This window comes from Myxococcota bacterium (assembly GCA_039030075.1).
In the GTDB taxonomy this organism is placed as follows: Bacteria; Myxococcota_A; UBA9160; order UBA9160; family SMWR01; genus JAHEJV01.
In genome coordinates, this window is sequence record JBCCEW010000018.1 from 1 (window position 1) to 18141 (window position 18141).

Genomic DNA, 18141 nt, shown 5'->3' on the forward strand with positions numbered 1-18141 from the left:
GGGGGGGGGTCGCGGGGGGCGGCCGGTTTGTTTCCCGGCGTGGGGCTTGGGGTGGCGGATTCCCACCCCCCCCGGCGCGCCCCCGGGGGGGGCCCCCGCGCCCGGGGCCTCTCCATCCGGCGTTTCGCCTTCTCGCCAGAAACGGAACGAGTCGAAGAAGCGCAGGATGGTGGGGTGGTCGTCCGGCGGCGCGTCCGCCGCGCGACCGGTCAAGACGTAGAGACGGCTGTCGACCAGGATCGCGAGGGCGCGCTCGACGCGCAGGTTCGGCAGCCGGAAGGTGAAGTCGATCGCCGGCTCGCCCTGGTGCACCGACTCCTGGCTCTGGAGCTCGACGGCGCTGCTGTCCTCGAGGATGCCCGAGCGCACCTGATCGAGGATGGATCGGCTCGGCACCAGGCGCGTGGCGAGCCAGGGCATGTCGTGGACTTCGATGGCGACGTGGGTTTCGTCGGCGAGGTCGACGATGTGCTTCGTCTCGCGGACGGCGCCGAGGGGCGTACCCCGCTCGCGTTCCCGGAGCTTCGGATGCTCGGGAAACTCGACCTCGAAGCGGCCCGCCTGTGACGCGAAGACGCGCCAACCGGCGTTCGCCGGCAGCGCCGCGAGGATCACGGCGGCTGCAAAGGTGATCGCCCACCCGCGCCGGCGTCCGAATCGTTCCACTCTCCGCGGACCCCGCAGTCGGTTCAGGCCGACGCGACCAGGTTCTCGAGAATCGCCTCCACCGCCTTGTCGGCGATCTGGCTCATCTCGGCGTCGGTGCGGTCCTGGATCGGATGCTCGACGAACACCGCCGCCGGGTCGGCACCCAGCGCCTTTGCCTGCACTTCCGCTGCGTCCACGAACTCGGTCGTGGCGATGAAGACACTCGGTACACCGCGGGCCTCGAGATCCACCGTGTCGTGCACACTGCACGACGTGCAGCTGCCTCAATCGGCCAGCGCCTCGACGACCGCGTCGCATTGCACCGCGATCTCCTGGCGCAGGTCGGGCGGGGCGGGCTTCGTGAAGGTGGGCTTCGAGTAGCGGGCGACGTCGGCGCCGTGCTCGCGCAGGCGCTCTTCGATGCGATCGAGGAAGAGGTTTCCCCGCGCCTTCGAGATGTCCAGCAGACCCACTTTGCGACCCGAAAGGCTGTCGAGCCGCGGCAGGCGCTCGCGGTGGGCGGCTTCCTGCTCGTGGGTGGGGTCGAGGACGAGTCGGGTCATGATCGAATCTCCCGCATCACGGGCACGCTTCCGACGGCGCCCGAGGCCCAGCCACCAATCATGGCAGAGAAGAGTCCGGCGCCGCCACCGCAGTGCACGATCAGCAGCCCTCCGGGGCGAAACTTCGGCAGGGTCTTGTCGGCGACGCTCTCGGGCAGGCCCTCGGCGATACCGCCGGCGCCTTGCACGAGCTCGGCGCCGGGGATCAGGAGCAGCTCGTTCAAACGACCGAGCAAGTCCTGCTTGCTCCAGCCCGCTTCCCGGAAGATCCGCGAGTGCTCCGGTCCGATCGCGAGCAGGCAGTCGAAGGCGAGCACGAGCTTCGGGTGGTGGAGCGAGCGCAGGTTGACGGCGAGGGTGCGCGCCAGGGATTCGGGTTCGCGCGAGAGCTGGTCCACGATGCAGCGCGGTCCTTCGCCCGTGTAGAGCGTGACCGTGTCGGTGCCTTCGTCGGCGCCGAAGTCCGTCGACAGCGGGGTCCACGGCGACCCTTCTTCGTCTTCCGCAAAGCAGAAGCCGAGCTTCCCCGGGTTGCCGTGGGCAGCGCGGTCGACCTCGCCGGGGCGACCTCCGCCCACGTTGCGGATCACGAGTTGTAGCGCGCGCCCGATCGTGGAATTCGCGCGGTTGCCCTGACCAAAGACGTTCTTGTCGCTGTTCATCCCGATCCGGCGTCGGATCGGTCCGTTCACCACCACGACCGGTCCGACGGGCATGGTGGTGGCGAGCACACCGTGGATGTTGAACTCGTCCGTGCAGACGGCCTCGACGGCGGCGATCACCACCGGCAGGTACTCGGGCAGGCAGCCGGCCATCACCGCGTTGATGGCGACCTTCTCGACGGTCACCGGCACGAGGTTCGGCGGTACCGTCGCGACCACTTCGTCTGCGGGCCGGGTGGTGCCCGCGAGCATGGCCAGCACCCGCTTCTCGGTGGGCGGTACCACCGGCAGTCCGTCGCTCCAGCCGCGGGCGTAGGCGGCCTCGAACTCGTCTTCCATGCTGGCGAGCTCGATGCGGCGCGACGCCAGCTTGTGTCCCTCGAAGCGCACCGCCAGGTCCGGCGCGACGTCCGGATCAACGCTGCGGGAGCCACAGCCCGGGCGCCACTCGGGCAAGCCTTCTCCGAGCCCGCCGATGCCAGTGAGCTTCTCCCAGTCGCCGCGGTGCCAGCCGATGGCCCGATCGACCTCGGCTCCGTTCTCGACGCGGATCAGCGTCGGCACGGTTTCGATCTGATGGTGGTAGGAAACGCCGAGGCCTGTGTCGTCGACGGGCGACACACCTTCCGGGAAGCCGAGGTCGTCCTGGGTGTAGACGGTGAGCGCGGTCTGCTCGGCGAGCTCGCGCAACACCGGGGCGACGGTCTCGCAGGTGGGGCAGGCCCGCTTCACCACGGCGACGAGGCCGGACGGAAGCGTGGGGATGGCGGTCTCGGACATACGGGCTCCTCGCGCGGGGACGCGCACCGAGCCAGCCTATCAGATGGCCGCCGCCGACGGCGTGGCCCCCCGGTTGCGCGTCGCCACCCACGCCATCCAGACGGCACCGACGCCCCACAGCGCGTTCGCGAGCAACTGGATCGCGAAGACGGGCACGGGGACGAGCAGGAAGCCGAGCAGCACGCAGAGGCCCGACGCGGTGGGCAGGCGATCCGAACGCGCAATCGCGACCGCGAAACACACGAGCCCGAGGAGCGTGAGGACACCGTTGAGAACGAACAGGAACTCCCCGCCCTGAACGGCGCCGAGCATGGCCGGGCCTTCGGTCTGGGCGACGGCGCCGATCCCGGGCAGCGCCACGTACAGCAGGGCGAAGCTCCCGGCCCCGAACAGATCGCCGAGGGTGGCGAGGAGGAAGCCCCAGAACGCCCAGGCCTCGCTGCGGGTGGGTGCGAGGTAGAGATAGAGCGCAAAGGCGCCCACCACCTCGAGTGCGATGCCGACCAGGCCGCGCCCGGCGAAGAAGGCGAAGTCGCGGCTGGTGACCATGGCCACGAAGGCGTCGGGATCGCGGCTCGGGTCGATCAGAAGGGTCTCGTCGGCGAGGAAGAACTCACCGACGAAGAAGAAAACGGCGCCGAGCACACCGAGCCAAAGGCCCGCGGCGATGCGCGCACCGAGGCTCACGGCCCGCTCGGACGCCAGTCGGCGTACCGCTCGTAGGCCGGATTGGCCTCCTTGTGCTCGCCGTCCTTCATCAGCTGCTCGGCGAGCCAGTGGTACCACTCGCCCCAGGAGGACTGATTCTGCTCGGCCCGGACCGTGTCCAACCAGCGGTCCAGTTTGCGGAACATCACGACCGCCAACCCGCCCGTGAGTTCTCGCACGATCTCATAGGACGCGACACGGCGAAACACCATGAAGCCGATGGTCTCGTAGTGGGTCGTGATCATGATGGCGAGCCGCTCGTACTCGGGGCCGCGCGCGCGCAGGTCTTCCGCGCTCACGTGATCGGGTAGGTCGCGGATGCGCTCGATGGCTTCGATGAGGGCGGGCGACTGAAAGGCGCGCGAAAGCTCGATGGTCACCGTCTCGCGGCGCTGGGCCCGCACTTCGCGGATCTGGATGATCGCGAAGATCGCACCGCCCAGGATCGTGACGGCTCCCAACACCTCGGCGAGGTTGGCGAGGGTGGGCAGGTGATCCATCAGCATGACGCGGACCGGACGCAGGAAACGGGTTGGCGCATCGCGGCACCGTACCACGAAGGGGAAGGCCGCAGACAGTCGCTAGCGCTGTCGATCCGAGCGGACATGCGCCCAAAAGGCCAGGCCGAGAGCCGCGACCGCGAATACGTCGACACCGGCCACGCGGGCGAGTTCCGGGTTGGGCTCTCCCACCCATGCGACGAGGAAGAGATAGGAGAGCATGCTGGCGAAACCGGCGACTGCGGCCGGAGGGCGCAACGACGGCCAACGCGCCGCCGCGAGCAGGAGCCCGCCGACGATCCCGAGCATCACCGCCCGGTGTCGCATCAGGATCTCGAGGTCGGAGCCTTCGAAGGGGATGCCGTAGAGGCCTTCCAGGCGCGAGACGCCACTGACCCCGACGACGGGCAGGGCGTTGATCAGACCGGCGAGGGCGAAGCCGATTCGGGCGACGGTTTCCATGCCGCAAGGCTGGTGCGAAGCGGCGCGTTCTCCCAGGTCCAATGCGACGCCCGCGGATGGGGCCACGCCGCTCCGATCAGCGCGCCGGGAGTCGCGGGGAGCTCACTCGGGCGGAATGATCCCGAGCAGCTCGAACTCGGCCAGCGTCCCGACGCCCTGGCTGCCATCGTCGATCTGGAGGTACCCGATCATGTCCGTGCCGCCTGCGTTCTCTGCCTGGACGATGATCACCCGGATGCGGTCCGAGCCGCCGGCGTCGGTGAGGTAGGCGTACTGGGGAATCTGCAGATCGAGGGGAACGCCGATGATGCTCTCTCCGACCTGGGCGACGAACACCGCGTCTCCCGACTCGACGTCGGCCATGCTGGCAGCGCGGCCAACGATGAAGCCGCTGCTGGGAAGCACGGGCCAACCGGACGCCCCAGAGCCAGAGCCCGTGGTCTCCCCGGACGGCGTCTCGCTGCCACAGGCACCGAGACCCGCCGCGCTGACCGCGGCCAGAACGACGAGCAGGAGTTGGTGGACGGGCGTCTTCCTCATCCCGCGGACGCTACCAGATCGACGGCGAAGCGTGTCGCACCGCGCGCAGACCCAGTCGCTAGCGGTTGAGCCACCAAAGACCTGCGTTCAGATACGACGCGTATCCGACCCAGGCGAGGTAGGGGAGGAGCAGCAGACCCGCGCTCGGGACGAGCGCATGGAAGCGCCGCGCGGTCCACGCGACCAGCACCCCGAGCACCGCGATCTCGAGGAGCGCGACACCCATCCAGTGGAGCCCGAAGAAGAGGTAGGACCAAAGGGCATTCAGGGCGAGCTGCGTTCCCCAGAGTGCCAGCGCGGGACGCGCGGCCTCACGTTCGTGGCGAACCCGCCAGATCCACCACGCCGCGACGGCGATCGCGAGGTACAAGACTGTCCACACCGGTCCGAACACCGCGTTCGGAGGGGTCCCGGGCGGCTTCCGCAGCGCGGCGTACCACTCGCCTGGCGTGAACTGCGCGCCGAACCCCCCTGCGGCGAAGACGAGCGCGAGGAAGACGAGGAGGGCTCCGATGTGTTGCACGCCTCGACCCTAGCGGCAGCAGGCCGGCCCGCCGACGCGCGTACCCATGAGCTCGTGGACGGTCGGCTCGAACCCGCTCAGCTCGCGGGCTGGAAGGTCAGCTCGAGCGGGGCACCGCCGCGCTCGACGCCGAGTTGGGCGGCGGTGGCGCCTCCGAGTACACACAGGAGATAGGTCGACCCCTCGGTGCTCTTCACCGGGTCGCCGTTCACCGACACGATCGTGTCTCCCGACTGGAAGCCGAGGTTCGCGAAGTGGCTGCCCGGCTCCAGCCGCACCAGCTGCTGGCCGTAGATCTGACCGTCGGCGAACACCGGGATCAGCTTCGCCCCGTCGAGGAGCGCGCCCAACCGATCCTGGTGCTCGGCCGTGACGAAGCAGCGGTTGCCGTCGGTGCCGCTCCCGGTCGCGCAGGCGAGGGCGGTGACGGTGAAGGCGATGGCGACGAGACGTTCGAACATGGAGACCTCCGAAACCCCACGCTACCAGAAGCGGCCGCGTGCCCCTCGAGCCACGGCGCGTTCTTCTTCCGCCCGGGCCTGAATTCTCCCCGGACGGCGAACCCGCGCGGCTACTCTGCCCGCATGAGCCGCTACGCGTACGACCCCGACCTGGTGCCCGCTCTCGACCTCTTGCCCACGGTCAGCGACCTCTCGAGTCTCGACTCGATCCGCGAGATCCGCGCCGCGCGGGCGGCCTTGCCGAAGCCTCCCGATCGTGACGACGTGACCCTCGAGGACCGCACGGTTCCCGGTTGCGACGGCGATCCGCCGGTGCCGGTCCGCATCTATCGGCCCAAGGCACCGGCGGACGGGCTGCGCCCCGGCGTGTTCGAGATCCATGGCGGTGGCTTTCTGATGGGCAGCATCGAGATGATGGACCCGTGGTGCCAGCTGGTCGCTTCCGTCCTCGACGCCGTCATCGTATCGGTCGAGTATCGACTCGCGCCGGAGCATCCCTTCCCGGCCGGCATCGAGGACTGCTACGCGGCCCTGTCCTGGATGTCCGAGAACGCCTCCGAACTGGGCGTCGATCCAGCACGCATCGCGATCGCCGGTCAGAGCGCGGGCGGCGGGCTCGCCGCGGGCACGGCGCTGATGGCCCGCGACCGCGGGGGGCCGGCCCTGTGCTTTCAGCTCCTCGAGATCCCCGAACTCGACGATCGACTCGATACACCGTCGATGCGCGCCTTCGAGGACACGCCGATGTGGAATCGCCCGAACGCGGTGTGGAGCTGGCGCCACTATCTGGGCCCGGACCACGCGGGGACCCCATCGCCCTATGCGGCGCCGTCTCGGGCGACGGATCTGCGCGGCCTCCCGCCGGCCTACGTCTCGACGATGGAGTTCGACCCGCTGCGCGACGAGGGCATCCGCTATGCACAGGCGCTGCTCGAAGCAGGCGTCTCGGTCGAGCTGCATTCGTACCCGGGAACGTTCCACGGGTCGGTGCTCGTCGCCGAGGCACCCGTGTCGAAACGCAGCGCGCGGGAGGCGATCGAGACGCTGCAGCGGCGTCTCCAGGCCTAGCGCGGGCTCCCTGCCTGTCGCCGGCTAGAGCGTGGCGGCGAAGGCGTTCCAGGTATCGATCGCCGCGTCGGCCGCCTGCGTATGGCGGCGGGCGGCCAGGCGTTCGGCGTCGATGTAGTCCTCGAGACAGCTTCCGTAGGCATTCGCAGCTTCCACGAAGGCCGCGACTGCCTCGCGATCGCGCATGTCCGCCGGGCGCTCGGGTTCGACGCAGTCGTGGCCGGCGGGTTCGGCATCGGCGGAGGCCAACTCCACGCACACCGCTCCCGTGGCCAGTCCGCAGACGCCGAGCCAGAGCCAGAATCGTCGCATCGCATCCCCCGCGTTCCGCTGCGTGGCCTGCAGCGTCGGCGGGAGTCTATCGCGACCCGCCGTGTCGGCGGGGACATCGCGCGGGCAGCCTCAGTCGTCGAGGGACCACTTCAGCTGGAACTCGACCTCTTCTTCCCCGGACCCGCGCTCGTGCTCGAGGTTGATCGTGGCGTCGGGCGGCACCGAGATCCGCTCCCCCGCGATCTGGATGCGGAAGCGTTTCCCGTCTTCGATGCAGTCCGCGAGGCGCCGCAGCTTCGCGACGAACTGCTTCGACGGATAGTCCTTTTCCACGTCGCGCTTGGCGCGGCGCTTGTGCTGGGCCATGTCTTCCTTCTCCGTGGGTGCGCGGGCGCGCATCGGTGGTTCGTGGCTAGGTCTCGATGCTCGGCGAACCCGAGCCCTTCTCGCGTCGTCGCCACCACGAGCGCGCGCGTCGGGCGGCCTCGGGGCCGGCGAGCAACGCGCCGCCCCAGAAAGCCACTTCGGCAGAGACGGCGAGCCCGCCGCCCAACAGCGCTTTGTCGGTGGTCGCCATCGACAGGAAGGGAATCGCGGGCAGGGGAACCCACAACAAGAAGGACAGCATGATCAAGCCACCCCCCAAGCGCGACCACGGGGATGCCTTGCGGGGTTCGGGTGCGGCGGATTCCGCCTCGGGTTCGTTCACGACCGGGAGGATTCCCCGTCGCTCCCGGTTCCACAACCGGAATTCACCTCGGCCGCTCTGCTACGGCGAGACGAATTGCTGGCGCGGATGTGCAGCTAGACGCCCGAGGGGCCGGTCTCTGCAGCGAAGAGTTCCGGGAGGAAGCCCGCGAGCGTCGTCATCTCTTCGTGGCAATGCACCTGGAGCGCGCGCCCCGCCTGGTCGCTCGCGGCGATCTTGCGCAGCCAGGAACGGTTCGCGATGCGATCGACGACGGAACCCATGCGACCGGTGCCGTGGACCATCCCCAACCAGAAGCGGCTGTGGAGTTCGCAGCCCCAGCTCGTGGGAAGCGCCAGATGTACGAGGCGACCGAGTTCGATCGGGTGACCGAGGAGCCCCGGGCGCGCACATACCGCGACGGCTTCCGGGTGGGCTGCCAGTGCGTCCCCGAAGAACTCCTCGGGCGCTTCGAAGGCGATGCGCAACTTCTGGAGTTTGCCGCCGATCAATTCGTGCACGAGATGCTTCGCGCCGATGTGGCTTTCGGGACTCTTGTCTTCCCAGTCCATCCAGAGGTGGTCGCGCGGATGCCAGCGACGGTAGTGCTCGGTGGTTTGCAAGTAGCGCGCGAACCACCACTCGAACATGGCGGGTGTGACGCCGGGCATGCGGGTGAGGACGGCCACGTGCAGCACGCCGTCGGGCAGACGCTCGATGCCGCTCGTGTAGGGAAGGCGCGCGGGATCGAGGAGCGGGGTGAGGTCGGAGAAATGCATCGAGGAAGACTCGGGGATCAGGGCCGGATCAGCCACATCATCCCGATCACCTGAAGGGCTGCGATCCAGACGAGGGCGAGGCGAGCGACGTGGAGGCGACTGGCGTAGCGCCGAGCCTTCGGCGCTGGCGGTAGCCCCTCGCGCAGGTCGAGCTCCCAACGACGCAGAGTTGGATCAGCGCCGAGTAGAGGGCCGCAGCGACCAGATTGCCTGCTGCGATGAAGAACGCCGCGCTGGTGAAGGACTCGCGGATGTCCGGATCGGCGATTGCCACGCCCACACCCGAAGCTCCGACGACGGCGAGGGCTACCACCGCGTCCGCGTAGTTCACGAGGCGGTCGGCGAGGGCGCGTTCCTCCGGATCGTTCGGCTCGGCTCCCACCGCGTCGGCGGGACGTTCGTCGGAAGCGGAGTCGGGCGGCGAGGACATGGGATCTCCGGAGTGATCACACGGGGAGTCGGTTCCAATCGCAGTGAAACCGTAACGTGTCCTTGCGCCGCGTATCAGGGGCATCGCCGGGCTGGGGTACCGCGCTCGACGTCGGGCTGGAGCTTCAGCCTACGAGATCGAGCGGTTCGCGGTGCTGGCGCCACGCGTCGAGCGCAACCGCAGCGTCGGAGCGCAACGCCACCAGGCCGCCCACGATCGCGCAGGTGGTGTCGGTGTCTCCGCCGGCCTCCGCAGTGGACCAGAGCGCGCGTTCGAAGTCGGGCGCGTGCGCCGCCTGCCACAGGGCGAAGGGCACGGTGTCGAGGGCCGTGACGCGCGCTCCGTTGCCGAGCCGCGCGGCCGCTTCCGAAGGCGCGCACTCGGACAGCGTCGCGGCCTGCTCGAGGGCATCCCGGACCGGGCTCGGCGCAAGCGCCTGGGCCACGGCCGCGAGTCGCTCCCCCGGAACCATCGACGCATGAACCAGCGCGCCAGCGACGGCCACCGCCTGGGCGCCTGCCACGCCATCGGGGTGGGCGTGAGTCACGCGCGCCGAAAGCGCGGCTTCCTGCGCCGCACGTTCGGGGTCGCCCGCATAGTAGGCGCCGATCGGTGCGGCGCGCATGGCGGCTCCGTTGCCGAGCGAGCCCTCCCCGCGGAAGGCCGCACGCGCGAGGTCGCGCCAGTCGCCGCCCTCGGCGAGCTGCCGAAGCAGACGCTGCGCTCCGCGTCCGTAGCCGCGGTTCGGATCGGCGACGAAGCGCGCCGCGAACGCCTGTGCGAGGGCGTCGGGCTCGATGCTCTCGTGGGTCTCGAGGTTCTCGACGATCGAGAGGGCCATCACCGTGTCGTCGGTCGTTCGCCACGGTCCGGGTGGCAGCCTGCGGGCGGGCGACGTCTGCGCCCCCGCAAGGGTCGCAGCGAAGGTCTCACCGAAGGCATCGCCGATCGAGAGACCGTCGAGCGAACGCCGGGCTCGCGCGCGAGGCGAGGCGTCGGCGCTCAACGCGATACCTCTTCTCGGAACAGCAGGTGGGGAAGCCCGGTGTGGGTGATGGTTCCCGCGGACGCGAACGCGAGCTTCTCGAGGACCCGACGCGAGCCCGCGTTGCTGGGGAGCGTGTAGGCAACGACGGTCTCGCACCCCGGCGGTCGGGGCGCGACGTGCAGCACCCAGTGTCCCATCTCGGAGGCGTAGCCCTGCCGCCACAGCGCGGGGCGCACGGCGTAGAGGAGCTCGACGCTTCCGGGCTCGACCGCGTCGGCAGGCGCGAGGCCCGCGTATCCGACGAAGCTTCCAGATCCAGACCCAGATGCGGAGACGGTCTCGCGAAACACCCACGGGCCGAAGCCCCGATCCTTCCACTGGGTTCGCCAGCGCCGGAGCACGGCTTCGCTCTCGTCTGGCGAGCGCTGGCCACCGAGGGTGGCTCCCACGCGCGGGTCCGCGAAGAGCGCGATGAGGTCAGGGAGATCGTCGCTCATCGGAGCGCTCGCGCGGATGCGCGGCTGGCGGTCGCTCACGCGGAGCCATCGCGTCGGGCGCGTCGGCGAAACGAGACTCCGGCGACGGCGATCGCGGTTGCGGGCAACCCGACCCAGAAGGCTTCGTTCGTGACGATGGCCAGCCCGGTCGTCGAGAAGAACGCCCGGACCGACAGCGGTGAGGTCGAGATCGGACGCCACTCGGCGAAGTGGCGCGCAGCGTCGAAGGGAATCCACAAGCCGACGCCCAGCCCGGCGTTGGTGAACGTATCGAGCAGGCCGTGGGACGCGACGGCCAAGCCGCAGAGAACGGCGATGCGACCCGCGAACGGCCGCCCACGCAGGAGTGCGTAGATCGCGCCTGCCACCGCGGCCGCGAACGGGAGGGAATGGGTCAAGCCCCGGTGACCCAAAGGGTGGCCGTAGGGGATGCCCCACCAGAAACCGATGACATCGAGGTCGGGCGCGGCGGAGAGCGCGGGCAGGCACCAAGGCAGCCAGCGGGGTCCGCCGCGCGGCCCCCAGGTCGACAGTGCGCCGCCGATGGCAGCATGGGCGAAGGCACTCGGCACGTGGCCCCAGTATGCCAGAGGGGCGCGCGTCTCCGATGTGACGCCGCCTACAGCAGACCGAGCGACGCAGCCAGGCACGCGACCGCCAACTGCAACTGATCCTGACGTCGCGCGCACCAGTCTTCGTTGAAGGCGCACCGGTACTGCCAGTGGAAGTGCTCCATCCTGCTGAGTTCGGCGGCGAGCTCGCCGTGGAGCCTCGAGGTGCCACCCGGGTGCTGGGCGACACGCTCGCTGGCCAGATAGCGCTGACAGGCGTCCCGGTAGGCCTGATCGAGGGAGCCGCCCGGCGCCTCGGGGAACTCCGGCGCCCCTGGCGGCGGAAGCGCGGCCTGTCGGAACGGCGCCCGGAGGTGCCAACCGCCGTCAGGCTCGATCGGAGCCCCGGGAGGCGGACCCAGGTTGTGCCACCAATGCCCGCAGAACCCGAGGGCGCTCAAGACGAGCGAGCACGAGACGAGGGCGGAAAGGACCAATTGCATGGAGCGGATCCCGTGGACGGGCGATCGGCCCCCGGAGCGCCTTGCCGCGATGGCCGAGCGCATCCCTCTCTGCAGTATGCCAGAGCGAAGCGCTGGTTGGGAAGGCGGGCACCCGGCGCGCGTTCACGCCGCCGCGCGCTCGGGCTGGGACCGCTGAATCGCGCTGCGGTGAACGCCATCACGGCGACGTGTTCGGCAAGCGCGGATCTTCGATCGCTTCGCCCGCTGCGAGGACCTTCCCCATACTGATGCGCGGCTCGACCGCGTAGCCGAGGCGTTCGTAGAAGCGGACGACCTCGGGGCTCGACGCGCGCACCTGCAGGTTGAGTTTCGGGCAGCCCAGTGCGGCGAGTCGCCGTTCCGCCTCGCGCAAGAGCCCGGCGCCGATCCCTTCGCGTCTCCGTTCTGGATCGACGGCCACGAGATGTAGCCAGCCGCGGTGTCCGTCGAAGCCGGCCATCGTCGTGCCGACGACGCCCCTTCCCACCCGCGCTACCAGGAAGAGCTCGGGTTGCACGTCGAGCTTGCGACGGATGTCGAGCACCGGGTCGTTGCGCGCGGGGGCATCGGGAAACACCGCGCGCCAGAGCGCGACGACCCCTTCGTGGTCGTCGGGGGCGTACGGTGCGACGATCGGTCGCGAGGCCATGGGACACTCCTTGGGTTCGTCCGAACCGAAGACGCCCCACGACGCAGGGGGCGCCGCGGCCGGAACGGGCTCGTGCGGCGCTAACGCTCTCGCTTCGGACGACGGACCCGCTCACCGCCGCAGCTCTGGCAGCGCGCGACCATGAGGGTCGTGCCATCCGAGCAGAAGGTGCAGTCGAAGCCGCAGAGGCACGCCTCGGCGCGCATCGGCAGGGCACCGTCGCACTTCTCGCAGGCGCTCTTCCTATCGAGAGCCATGGCACGACTCGTCCGGGAAATCGTTGGGATGAAGGTGCGAAGGCTATCACGGAAACCGGAGAGCGTCGGGCATCCGCGGTACCCTCGCCGGAGAGGAGGGAGCCATGCCATGACCGGTGGCTGTCAATGCGGCGCGGTTCGTTATCGCATCGAAGGCCCTCCGAAGGCCGTCACCGCGTGCCACTGCCGCGAGTGTCAGCGCCAATCGGGCAGTGCCTTCGGGATGAGCCTGATCGTCGCGCGCGACGGGTTTCATCTCGACCAGGGCGACGTGCAGGTGTACTCGCGCGTGGGAGAAAGCGGGCTCGAGGTGGCCGGAGCGTTCTGCGGCATCTGCGGGACGCGTCTGTACCACGATCTGGAGCGGAACCCGACGACGCGCAACGTCAAGGCGGGCACCCTGGACGATCCGTCGGAGTGTGCGCCCATCCTTCACGTGTGGACGGACAGCCGCCAGCGCTGGTTCACCCTGCCCGAGGCCGTACCTCACTTCGGGCGCAATCCGGGCGAGTGACGAACGCCCGCAGGCCGCTGGTCTGCGATCAGGCCGGAAGCCAGGCGTAGCCGCTGCGCAGGGCCTCGCGTCCCCCGGATTCGAGGACGTCGCCGTGGGACACCACGACGCGTTCGAAGGGCCAGGCCAGCACGCGATCGAGGGAACGACGGAACGCGAGGCGGTCTCGGATCATCACCCGCTCGATCAGAGACGGCGCGAGCTGGTCGAAGGAGCCGAGCAACCGGAAGGCCCACCGCGTCAGCCACGGGTGACGATCGCGCACGTAGAAGGCGATGTCGGTGGCGATGAGCGTCGCGCTCGGTGCGTGGAAGAAGACGACCTCGTTCGCGAACGGGTATCCCGCGAAGAACACCTGGTCCAGTGCGTCGCCCCATTCTGCAGGCGCCACGTCGCCGAGAACCGCGGTGATCTTCAGGTCGGGCCGCTTCGTTTCGAGGCCCGGAGCCACATGAAGCGTGGCGTCGGGGAAGGCGGCTTGCCAGTCACCGACGTAGAGATGATGCAGGCGGTTCGGCGCCAACAGGGCGCGCACGGGCCCGAGAGCTTCTACTTCGCGGCACAGGGCGTCGTCGAGCGGGATCGGCGAGTGGACCCAGAGGCTCTCGTCGGGCAGACGCGCCACCGTCATGCGGCAGCCGACTTCGAGTCCACCGAAACGGAGCGGGGCCTCCGCAGTGAAGAGGTCCGGCGCGAGCTGTTGCATCGAAGCTCCGTGGAAGGGAAGCAGGCTCCTAGGAGTCGCTTCCGTCCCCTTTGGGCGCGCCGCTCGAGTATGCCGGAGATGCATCCGCCTCGCCGGACGTCTCATGAGCGTCGAGGCACGCTGCACAGATACACGCGGTGGGCGCGGCCTGGGCGAGCAGGTCGGGAGGGAAGGAGCGCGCCGCGCACCAGCAAGGCGCAGCGTCTCCGGCCTCGGCGCGGGCCAGCGCGCACGCGTTCGGCTGGCTGCAGAGCGGGCAGACGCCGGTTTTCGGCTGGGCCGGATCGCTCACGCCTGCGTCGCCCAATTCAAGGCGGCTTCGAGGCGATCGTTGCCCCAGAAGAGCTCGTCGCCCACGAGGAACGACGGCGCGCCGAAGAGGCCGCGCTCCGCTGCCTCTTCGCTCTGTGTGCGCAGCGCCTGCTTCGAGTCCGGGCTCACGGCCGCGGCGAGGACGGTCTCGGCGTCGGCACCCGCTGCGTTCAGGCAGTCGGTCAACACTTCGGGCGATGCGATGTTCCGGTCGTCCGCGAAGTTCGCGTGGTAGACGCGTCGAACGAACTCGGGCACCCAGGGCTCCTCCGCGTGGTGGCAGGTGACACGGGCGGCGGTCAGGCCGTTGCGCGGGAACTCGGACGGCTTTCGAAAGTCGACGCCCTGCGCCGCGCAGATCCGCTCCATGTCGCGCCACATGTAGCGCCCCTTCACCGGATAGAGATTGAACGGGGAGTCGTTCCAGCCCTGCGTGTGGAAGATCGGTCCGAGCAGGAACGCCCGCCACACGACATCGACACCACGCTCCCGGGCCAACGCTTCGACGCGTTGCGAGGCTGGGTAGGAGTAGGTGCTCGCAAACTCGAACCAGAACTCGATCGGCATGGGAGGCTCCGGCGACAGCGCTGTGCGAAGCGTACCCGACTCGACCGGCTAGGAGTCGCCGGGTCGCAGTCGGTTCTCGAGAACCCGGACGTGAACGGGCTTCCAGAAGGGGAACCAGCGCAGACTCTGGCGGCTGTGTTCCCTCCAATCGCCCTGCCGCTCCTCTTCGAGCGCCCAGCGATGGGCGGTCTCGCCGCGGTACCAGACGCGGAGTCTGCACGCGCCGAACAGGCCGTACGACACACAATCGAGGGCTTCGCGCGCCGAGTCGAAGCGCTCGTACCAGCCCGCGAAGTGCACGAGGAAGCGGTTGCCTTCGCGAAGGAGGGCCACGGGAAACGTGGAATCGCCCTCGGGAAAGACCTCGATGGCGTCCTCGCGTGCGTCGACGCGCAGCGCAGGGTGGCGCGCCACGCGCCGCTTCAGCTCAGCGAAGACGTCCATGGGAGCCGAGTCTCTGGCCGCGCTCGTCGAAGTCGAGTGTGACCTGTTGGTCGTGGACCCAGACGGCCCGGCGCTCGCGGAGTTGCGGCGTGAATCGCCACCGCCGCACGATCCGGAGTGCCATCGCGTCGTGCACGCCCGCTGGCTCCGAACGGACGACACGCACGTTCCGGGTCGCGCCGCTCGGCGCGATGTCGTAGGCGACGTCGACGAAGCCCGGTTCGACGACGCGGCTCGGCGGAGCCGGGGATGCGCACCCGAGTGCGATCGCGAGCCACACCAGCGCCGCCGGCCGAGTCACGTCTGAACGAGTCCCAGGCGTTCGTGCCACGCGGCAATCGACTCTTTCGGGTAGCCGTCGAATTCCTGGTCGCCGGAATCGGCGCGGACCACGACCCAGTCGGCCTTCGAACCAAGGAGCAGGTGTGTGCGCTCGGGCGGAACCGGCAGGGGAGTGTCGATGGCCGAGGCGAGCGGGTGGACCAGTTCGGGCCAGCGCGGGTCCCACAGCCAGAGGGGGCTCCCGCAGTTGCCGCAGAAGTGTCGCTGTCCCGGGCTCTGCTCGGGAGCATGATCGCCTTCGCGCTGAATCATCGCCTGGTAGACACGCAGCTGCTCGCGACCCTCGACCTCGAGGGTCGCGTAGTCGCCGCTCAAGTTGATCGCATACCCGCCGCTCCCCGCGGTCTTGCGACAGATCGAGCAGTAGCAGAGGTTGAACGGGTAGGGGTGCGGCGAGTCCAGTCGGAACCGCACGGCCCGGCAGTGGCACGAACCCTCGAGTCGCACGCGTCGGTCCTCGCTGCTGGGGAGAGGTGAAGAACGGTCGGGTCAGGATAGCTTCTGGGCTTCGTACCGTTGCTGTGTCGGGGCGAAGCCCGACGGGTCGTCGAGGCTACCAAGCGTGACCGCGATGGAGGTGTCGCGCGCGTCGCGGAAAGCCAGCTGGGTGCCACATCCGCGGCAGAAGACGCGGGTGACGTCGGGCGAGGACTCGCGCGAGGCCGGCGTTCCCTTGCGGAAGACCAACGCGCCGAGCGGCAGCAGCAACCAGGTCACCGCCGTCGCGCCCGTCGCGTGTCGGCAGTCTTCGCAGTGGCAGAGCACGACCTCCTGCGGCTCCGCGGTGAGCGTGTACCGCACCGAGCCACAGGCGCAGCGGCCCGTGCGTTCGCCCGCCGCTCCCGTCATGGGCGCACCACGGCGCTCAACCGCCGCTGGGTTCACCGCCATCCACGAGCAGGCGCTCTTCGCCGATCCAGAGGGGCGAGTTGGCGAGGTCGATGAAGCGTTTCTCGTCTTCGAGCAGCGCCTGGCCGGCCGCCTGTCCTTCCGGCGTTTGTGTCGCGGCACCGAGATCGTCGAGGCTGGTCCACCAGAGTTCGGCCACACCGTCGTAGGGCTCGGGGCCACCCCGGCCCGCACGGAAGCCCTCGTTGATCGGGTGCTCGAGTCCGTGGGTCTGCACGTAGCGATGGATGCGGAGCGCCTTGGCGTGACTCTGAACCAGGGGGCCGTGGGTCTCGAACCAGTAGGTCGAGAACTCGGCGTGGGTGAGATGCGGGAGCCGTCGGAGCGCGAAGCTGAGTTTGACCATGCCGCCAAGGTAGCAGCGGCGTTGCCCTTGGTTTCCGAACGCGATTCGGGCGATGATGAACCCGGAGCCAGCGAGGAGACCGTCGCGATGAGCGAGTTCGGGGACGCGATCTACGCGAAGTACCAGGATTGGGCCCGGATCTCGGGCCAGTTGATCGCCGAGGCCCGCGCGGTCTTCCCGGGTGGGGACACCCGGGCAAGCGCGCACTTCGCGCCCTATCCGGTCTTCGTCGAACGCGCGGCGGGGCAGCACCTCTACGACGCCGATGGCCATCAAATCCTGGACTTCATGAACAACTTCACGTCCTTGATCCACGGCCACGCGGATCCGCGGGTGGTGGACGCGCTGAAGTCACAAGCCGAGCTCGGTTCGGCCTACGCCGCACCGACGACCTCCCAGGTGTCGCTCGGTGCCCTCATCCGGGAGCGCGTCCCGAGCGTCGAACAGCTGCGTTTCACCAGCTCGGGGACCGAAGCCACGCAGATGGCGCTGCGCTGCGCGCGGGCGGTCACCGGGCGCCAGAAGGTCATGAAGATGGAGGGGGGCTACCACGGCAGCTACGAGATGGCCGAGGTGAGCATGGTGCCGCTCCCCGGCCAGTGCGGACCGATCGAAGCGCCCCACGCCGTGCCCGTCGACAAGAGCGTGCCGGAAAGCGTGCTCCGGGACACCGTCGTGTGTCCGTACAACCGTCCCGAGCATGCCCGCTCGCTGATCCGCGAGCATGCCCACGAGTTGGCGGCGGTGATCGTCGAACCCGTGCTCGGGTCGCTGGGCATGATTCCCGCTTCGGCCGATTTTCTGCGGGCCCTGCGGGAGGAGACCGCTCAGCATGGGGTGATTCTGATCTTCGACGAGGTCATCACCCTGCGTGTCCATCTGGGCGGGGCGCAGGCACACCACGGCATCACGCCGGACCTGACTGCCATGGGGAAGATCATCGGGGGCGGACTTCCGATCGGAGCCGTCGGTGGGCGCGCCGATCTGATGCAGGTCTTCCACCCGGACGAATCGCCGCCGGTAATGCACTCCAGCACCTTCAGCGGGAACCCGCTGTCGATGGCAGCCGGCTTCGCGGCGATGCGACCGCTCGATGCGGCAGAGATCGATCGCATCAACCAGCTCGGAGAGGCGTTCCGACAGGGCGCGAACGACGCCTTCGCACGCCACGGCATTCGCGGACAGGCCGTCGGGATGGGATCGCTCTCGAACCTGCACTTCTCGGACACACCCCTGCAGGATTCGCGAGACAGCCTGCACGCGATGATCGGCGCGGGCGAAGTCGGCACCTGGTTGCATCTGTCGATGCTGCAGCGCGGAGTGATGAGCGCGAGCCGGCTGATGTACGCGGTCTCGACCCCGATGGGCGACGCCGACGTCGCGTTCGCCCTCGCGGCGCTCGACGACGTGCTCACCGAGCTGCGGCCCGGGATCGAGCGCGAGCGCCCGTCGCTGCGGCGCGACTGACCCC

31 protein-coding genes are annotated in these 18141 nt (G+C 69.3%); 3 read left to right on the plus strand and 28 right to left on the minus strand.

Features of this window, described 5'->3' with window-relative positions; translation table 11 throughout:
- The 9 genes from AAF430_17870 to AAF430_17910 all read right to left on the minus strand — a co-directional run.
- Nucleotides 1-666, minus strand: a 666-nt coding sequence (locus AAF430_17870; GenBank protein MEM7412100.1) for a hypothetical protein, incomplete at its 3' end; no start/stop codon positions are given.
- A 23-nt stretch (nucleotides 667-689) separates the two neighbouring features.
- On the minus strand, nucleotides 690-1211 hold the full coding sequence (locus tag AAF430_17875; GenBank protein ID MEM7412101.1) for a UGSC family (seleno)protein: 522 nt from the start codon (nucleotides 1209-1211) through the stop codon (nucleotides 690-692).
- Nucleotides 1208-2653 (minus strand): thioredoxin family protein, encoded by a 1446-nt coding sequence (locus tag AAF430_17880; protein ID MEM7412102.1) that lies wholly within the window; start codon nucleotides 2651-2653, stop codon nucleotides 1208-1210. Before AAF430_17880 ends, AAF430_17875 begins: the two co-directional genes overlap by 4 nt.
- A gap of 39 nt (nucleotides 2654-2692) precedes the next feature.
- Nucleotides 2693-3340: a hypothetical protein gene (locus AAF430_17885; GenBank protein MEM7412103.1), complete on the minus strand. Its 648-nt coding sequence runs from the start codon at nucleotides 3338-3340 to the stop codon at nucleotides 2693-2695.
- On the minus strand, nucleotides 3337-3867 hold the full coding sequence (locus AAF430_17890) for a hypothetical protein (protein MEM7412104.1): 531 nt from the start codon (nucleotides 3865-3867) through the stop codon (nucleotides 3337-3339). Before AAF430_17890 ends, AAF430_17885 begins: the two co-directional genes overlap by 4 nt.
- 75 nt (nucleotides 3868-3942) lie before the next feature.
- Complete coding sequence (locus tag AAF430_17895) at nucleotides 3943-4323, minus strand: phosphopantetheine adenylyltransferase (protein MEM7412105.1); 381 nt, start codon at nucleotides 4321-4323, stop codon at nucleotides 3943-3945.
- A 102-nt stretch (nucleotides 4324-4425) separates the two neighbouring features.
- A complete protein-coding gene (locus AAF430_17900) occupies nucleotides 4426-4863 on the minus strand; it encodes a hypothetical protein (GenBank protein MEM7412106.1) in 438 nt (145 codons plus the stop codon).
- 58 nt (nucleotides 4864-4921) lie between these two features.
- The gene (locus tag AAF430_17905) at nucleotides 4922-5386 is read right to left on the minus strand and encodes a TspO/MBR family protein (GenBank protein MEM7412107.1); all 465 of its coding nucleotides are present in this window, start codon (nucleotides 5384-5386) and stop codon (nucleotides 4922-4924) included.
- Nucleotides 5387-5463: 77 nt separating this feature from the next.
- The gene (locus tag AAF430_17910; protein MEM7412108.1) at nucleotides 5464-5847 is read right to left on the minus strand and encodes a hypothetical protein; all 384 of its coding nucleotides are present in this window, start codon (nucleotides 5845-5847) and stop codon (nucleotides 5464-5466) included.
- Between the two features lie 123 nt (nucleotides 5848-5970).
- Between AAF430_17910 and AAF430_17915 the strand changes: the two genes are divergently transcribed.
- Nucleotides 5971-6915 (plus strand): alpha/beta hydrolase, encoded by a 945-nt coding sequence (locus AAF430_17915; protein ID MEM7412109.1) that lies wholly within the window; start codon nucleotides 5971-5973, stop codon nucleotides 6913-6915.
- 24 nt (nucleotides 6916-6939) lie between these two features.
- On the opposite strand, the gene AAF430_17920 is transcribed toward AAF430_17915, so the two are convergent.
- The 11 genes from AAF430_17920 to AAF430_17970 all read right to left on the minus strand — a co-directional run bounded on the left by AAF430_17920 (nucleotide 6940) and on the right by AAF430_17970 (nucleotide 12530).
- On the minus strand, nucleotides 6940-7227 hold the full coding sequence (locus AAF430_17920) for a hypothetical protein (GenBank protein ID MEM7412110.1): 288 nt from the start codon (nucleotides 7225-7227) through the stop codon (nucleotides 6940-6942).
- Between the two features lie 90 nt (nucleotides 7228-7317).
- A complete protein-coding gene (locus AAF430_17925; protein ID MEM7412111.1) occupies nucleotides 7318-7554 on the minus strand; it encodes an amphi-Trp domain-containing protein in 237 nt (78 codons plus the stop codon).
- Between the two features lie 46 nt (nucleotides 7555-7600).
- Nucleotides 7601-7897 (minus strand): transporter suffix domain-containing protein, encoded by a 297-nt coding sequence (locus AAF430_17930; protein MEM7412112.1) that lies wholly within the window; start codon nucleotides 7895-7897, stop codon nucleotides 7601-7603.
- 95 nt (nucleotides 7898-7992) lie between these two features.
- The gene (locus AAF430_17935) at nucleotides 7993-8655 is read right to left on the minus strand and encodes a hypothetical protein (protein MEM7412113.1); all 663 of its coding nucleotides are present in this window, start codon (nucleotides 8653-8655) and stop codon (nucleotides 7993-7995) included.
- 46 nt (nucleotides 8656-8701) lie between these two features.
- On the minus strand, nucleotides 8702-9085 hold the full coding sequence (locus tag AAF430_17940) for a hypothetical protein (GenBank protein MEM7412114.1): 384 nt from the start codon (nucleotides 9083-9085) through the stop codon (nucleotides 8702-8704).
- A gap of 124 nt (nucleotides 9086-9209) precedes the next feature.
- The gene (locus tag AAF430_17945; protein ID MEM7412115.1) at nucleotides 9210-10091 is read right to left on the minus strand and encodes an ADP-ribosylglycohydrolase family protein; all 882 of its coding nucleotides are present in this window, start codon (nucleotides 10089-10091) and stop codon (nucleotides 9210-9212) included.
- Nucleotides 10088-10570 (minus strand): GNAT family N-acetyltransferase, encoded by a 483-nt coding sequence (locus AAF430_17950; GenBank protein MEM7412116.1) that lies wholly within the window; start codon nucleotides 10568-10570, stop codon nucleotides 10088-10090. The genes AAF430_17945 and AAF430_17950 overlap by 4 nt, the downstream gene beginning before the upstream one ends.
- A gap of 35 nt (nucleotides 10571-10605) precedes the next feature.
- The gene (locus AAF430_17955; protein ID MEM7412117.1) at nucleotides 10606-11142 is read right to left on the minus strand and encodes a metal-dependent hydrolase; all 537 of its coding nucleotides are present in this window, start codon (nucleotides 11140-11142) and stop codon (nucleotides 10606-10608) included.
- Nucleotides 11143-11189: 47 nt separating this feature from the next.
- Nucleotides 11190-11624: a hypothetical protein gene (locus tag AAF430_17960; protein MEM7412118.1), complete on the minus strand. Its 435-nt coding sequence runs from the start codon at nucleotides 11622-11624 to the stop codon at nucleotides 11190-11192.
- A 178-nt stretch (nucleotides 11625-11802) separates the two neighbouring features.
- Nucleotides 11803-12273, minus strand: coding sequence for a GNAT family acetyltransferase (locus AAF430_17965; protein ID MEM7412119.1), 471 nt, complete (start codon nucleotides 12271-12273; stop codon nucleotides 11803-11805).
- 80 nt (nucleotides 12274-12353) lie between these two features.
- Entirely contained in the window at nucleotides 12354-12530 is a 177-nt protein-coding gene (locus AAF430_17970; GenBank protein ID MEM7412120.1) for a DUF1272 domain-containing protein, read from the minus strand.
- A gap of 109 nt (nucleotides 12531-12639) precedes the next feature.
- Here AAF430_17970 and AAF430_17975 point away from each other — a divergent pair, with 109 nt between their 5' ends.
- The gene (locus tag AAF430_17975) at nucleotides 12640-13044 is read left to right on the plus strand and encodes a GFA family protein (protein MEM7412121.1); all 405 of its coding nucleotides are present in this window, start codon (nucleotides 12640-12642) and stop codon (nucleotides 13042-13044) included.
- A gap of 28 nt (nucleotides 13045-13072) precedes the next feature.
- Here AAF430_17975 and AAF430_17980 read toward each other — a convergent pair whose 3' ends face one another.
- The 8 genes from AAF430_17980 to AAF430_18015 are packed head-to-tail and all read right to left on the minus strand — an operon-like array spanning nucleotide 13073 to nucleotide 16670.
- On the minus strand, nucleotides 13073-13750 hold the full coding sequence (locus AAF430_17980; protein MEM7412122.1) for a DUF4336 domain-containing protein: 678 nt from the start codon (nucleotides 13748-13750) through the stop codon (nucleotides 13073-13075).
- Between the two features lie 28 nt (nucleotides 13751-13778).
- A complete protein-coding gene (locus tag AAF430_17985; GenBank protein MEM7412123.1) occupies nucleotides 13779-14042 on the minus strand; it encodes a cysteine-rich CWC family protein in 264 nt (87 codons plus the stop codon).
- A complete protein-coding gene (locus AAF430_17990) occupies nucleotides 14039-14629 on the minus strand; it encodes a 2-hydroxychromene-2-carboxylate isomerase (protein ID MEM7412124.1) in 591 nt (196 codons plus the stop codon). Before AAF430_17990 ends, AAF430_17985 begins: the two co-directional genes overlap by 4 nt.
- Nucleotides 14630-14677: 48 nt before the next feature.
- Complete coding sequence (locus AAF430_17995) at nucleotides 14678-15073, minus strand: hypothetical protein (GenBank protein ID MEM7412125.1); 396 nt, start codon at nucleotides 15071-15073, stop codon at nucleotides 14678-14680.
- Nucleotides 15057-15374, minus strand: coding sequence for a TonB family protein (locus tag AAF430_18000; GenBank protein ID MEM7412126.1), 318 nt, complete (start codon nucleotides 15372-15374; stop codon nucleotides 15057-15059). The genes AAF430_17995 and AAF430_18000 overlap by 17 nt, the downstream gene beginning before the upstream one ends.
- Complete coding sequence (locus tag AAF430_18005; GenBank protein MEM7412127.1) at nucleotides 15371-15862, minus strand: GFA family protein; 492 nt, start codon at nucleotides 15860-15862, stop codon at nucleotides 15371-15373. Before AAF430_18005 ends, AAF430_18000 begins: the two co-directional genes overlap by 4 nt.
- Nucleotides 15863-15904: 42 nt before the next feature.
- Entirely contained in the window at nucleotides 15905-16264 is a 360-nt protein-coding gene (locus tag AAF430_18010) for a GFA family protein (protein ID MEM7412128.1), read from the minus strand.
- 16 nt (nucleotides 16265-16280) lie between these two features.
- Nucleotides 16281-16670, minus strand: coding sequence for an EthD domain-containing protein (locus AAF430_18015; protein MEM7412129.1), 390 nt, complete (start codon nucleotides 16668-16670; stop codon nucleotides 16281-16283).
- 87 nt (nucleotides 16671-16757) lie between these two features.
- Between AAF430_18015 and AAF430_18020 the strand changes: the two genes are divergently transcribed.
- Complete coding sequence (locus tag AAF430_18020) at nucleotides 16758-18137, plus strand: aspartate aminotransferase family protein (protein MEM7412130.1); 1380 nt, start codon at nucleotides 16758-16760, stop codon at nucleotides 18135-18137.
- Nucleotides 18138-18141 lie beyond the last annotated feature (4 nt).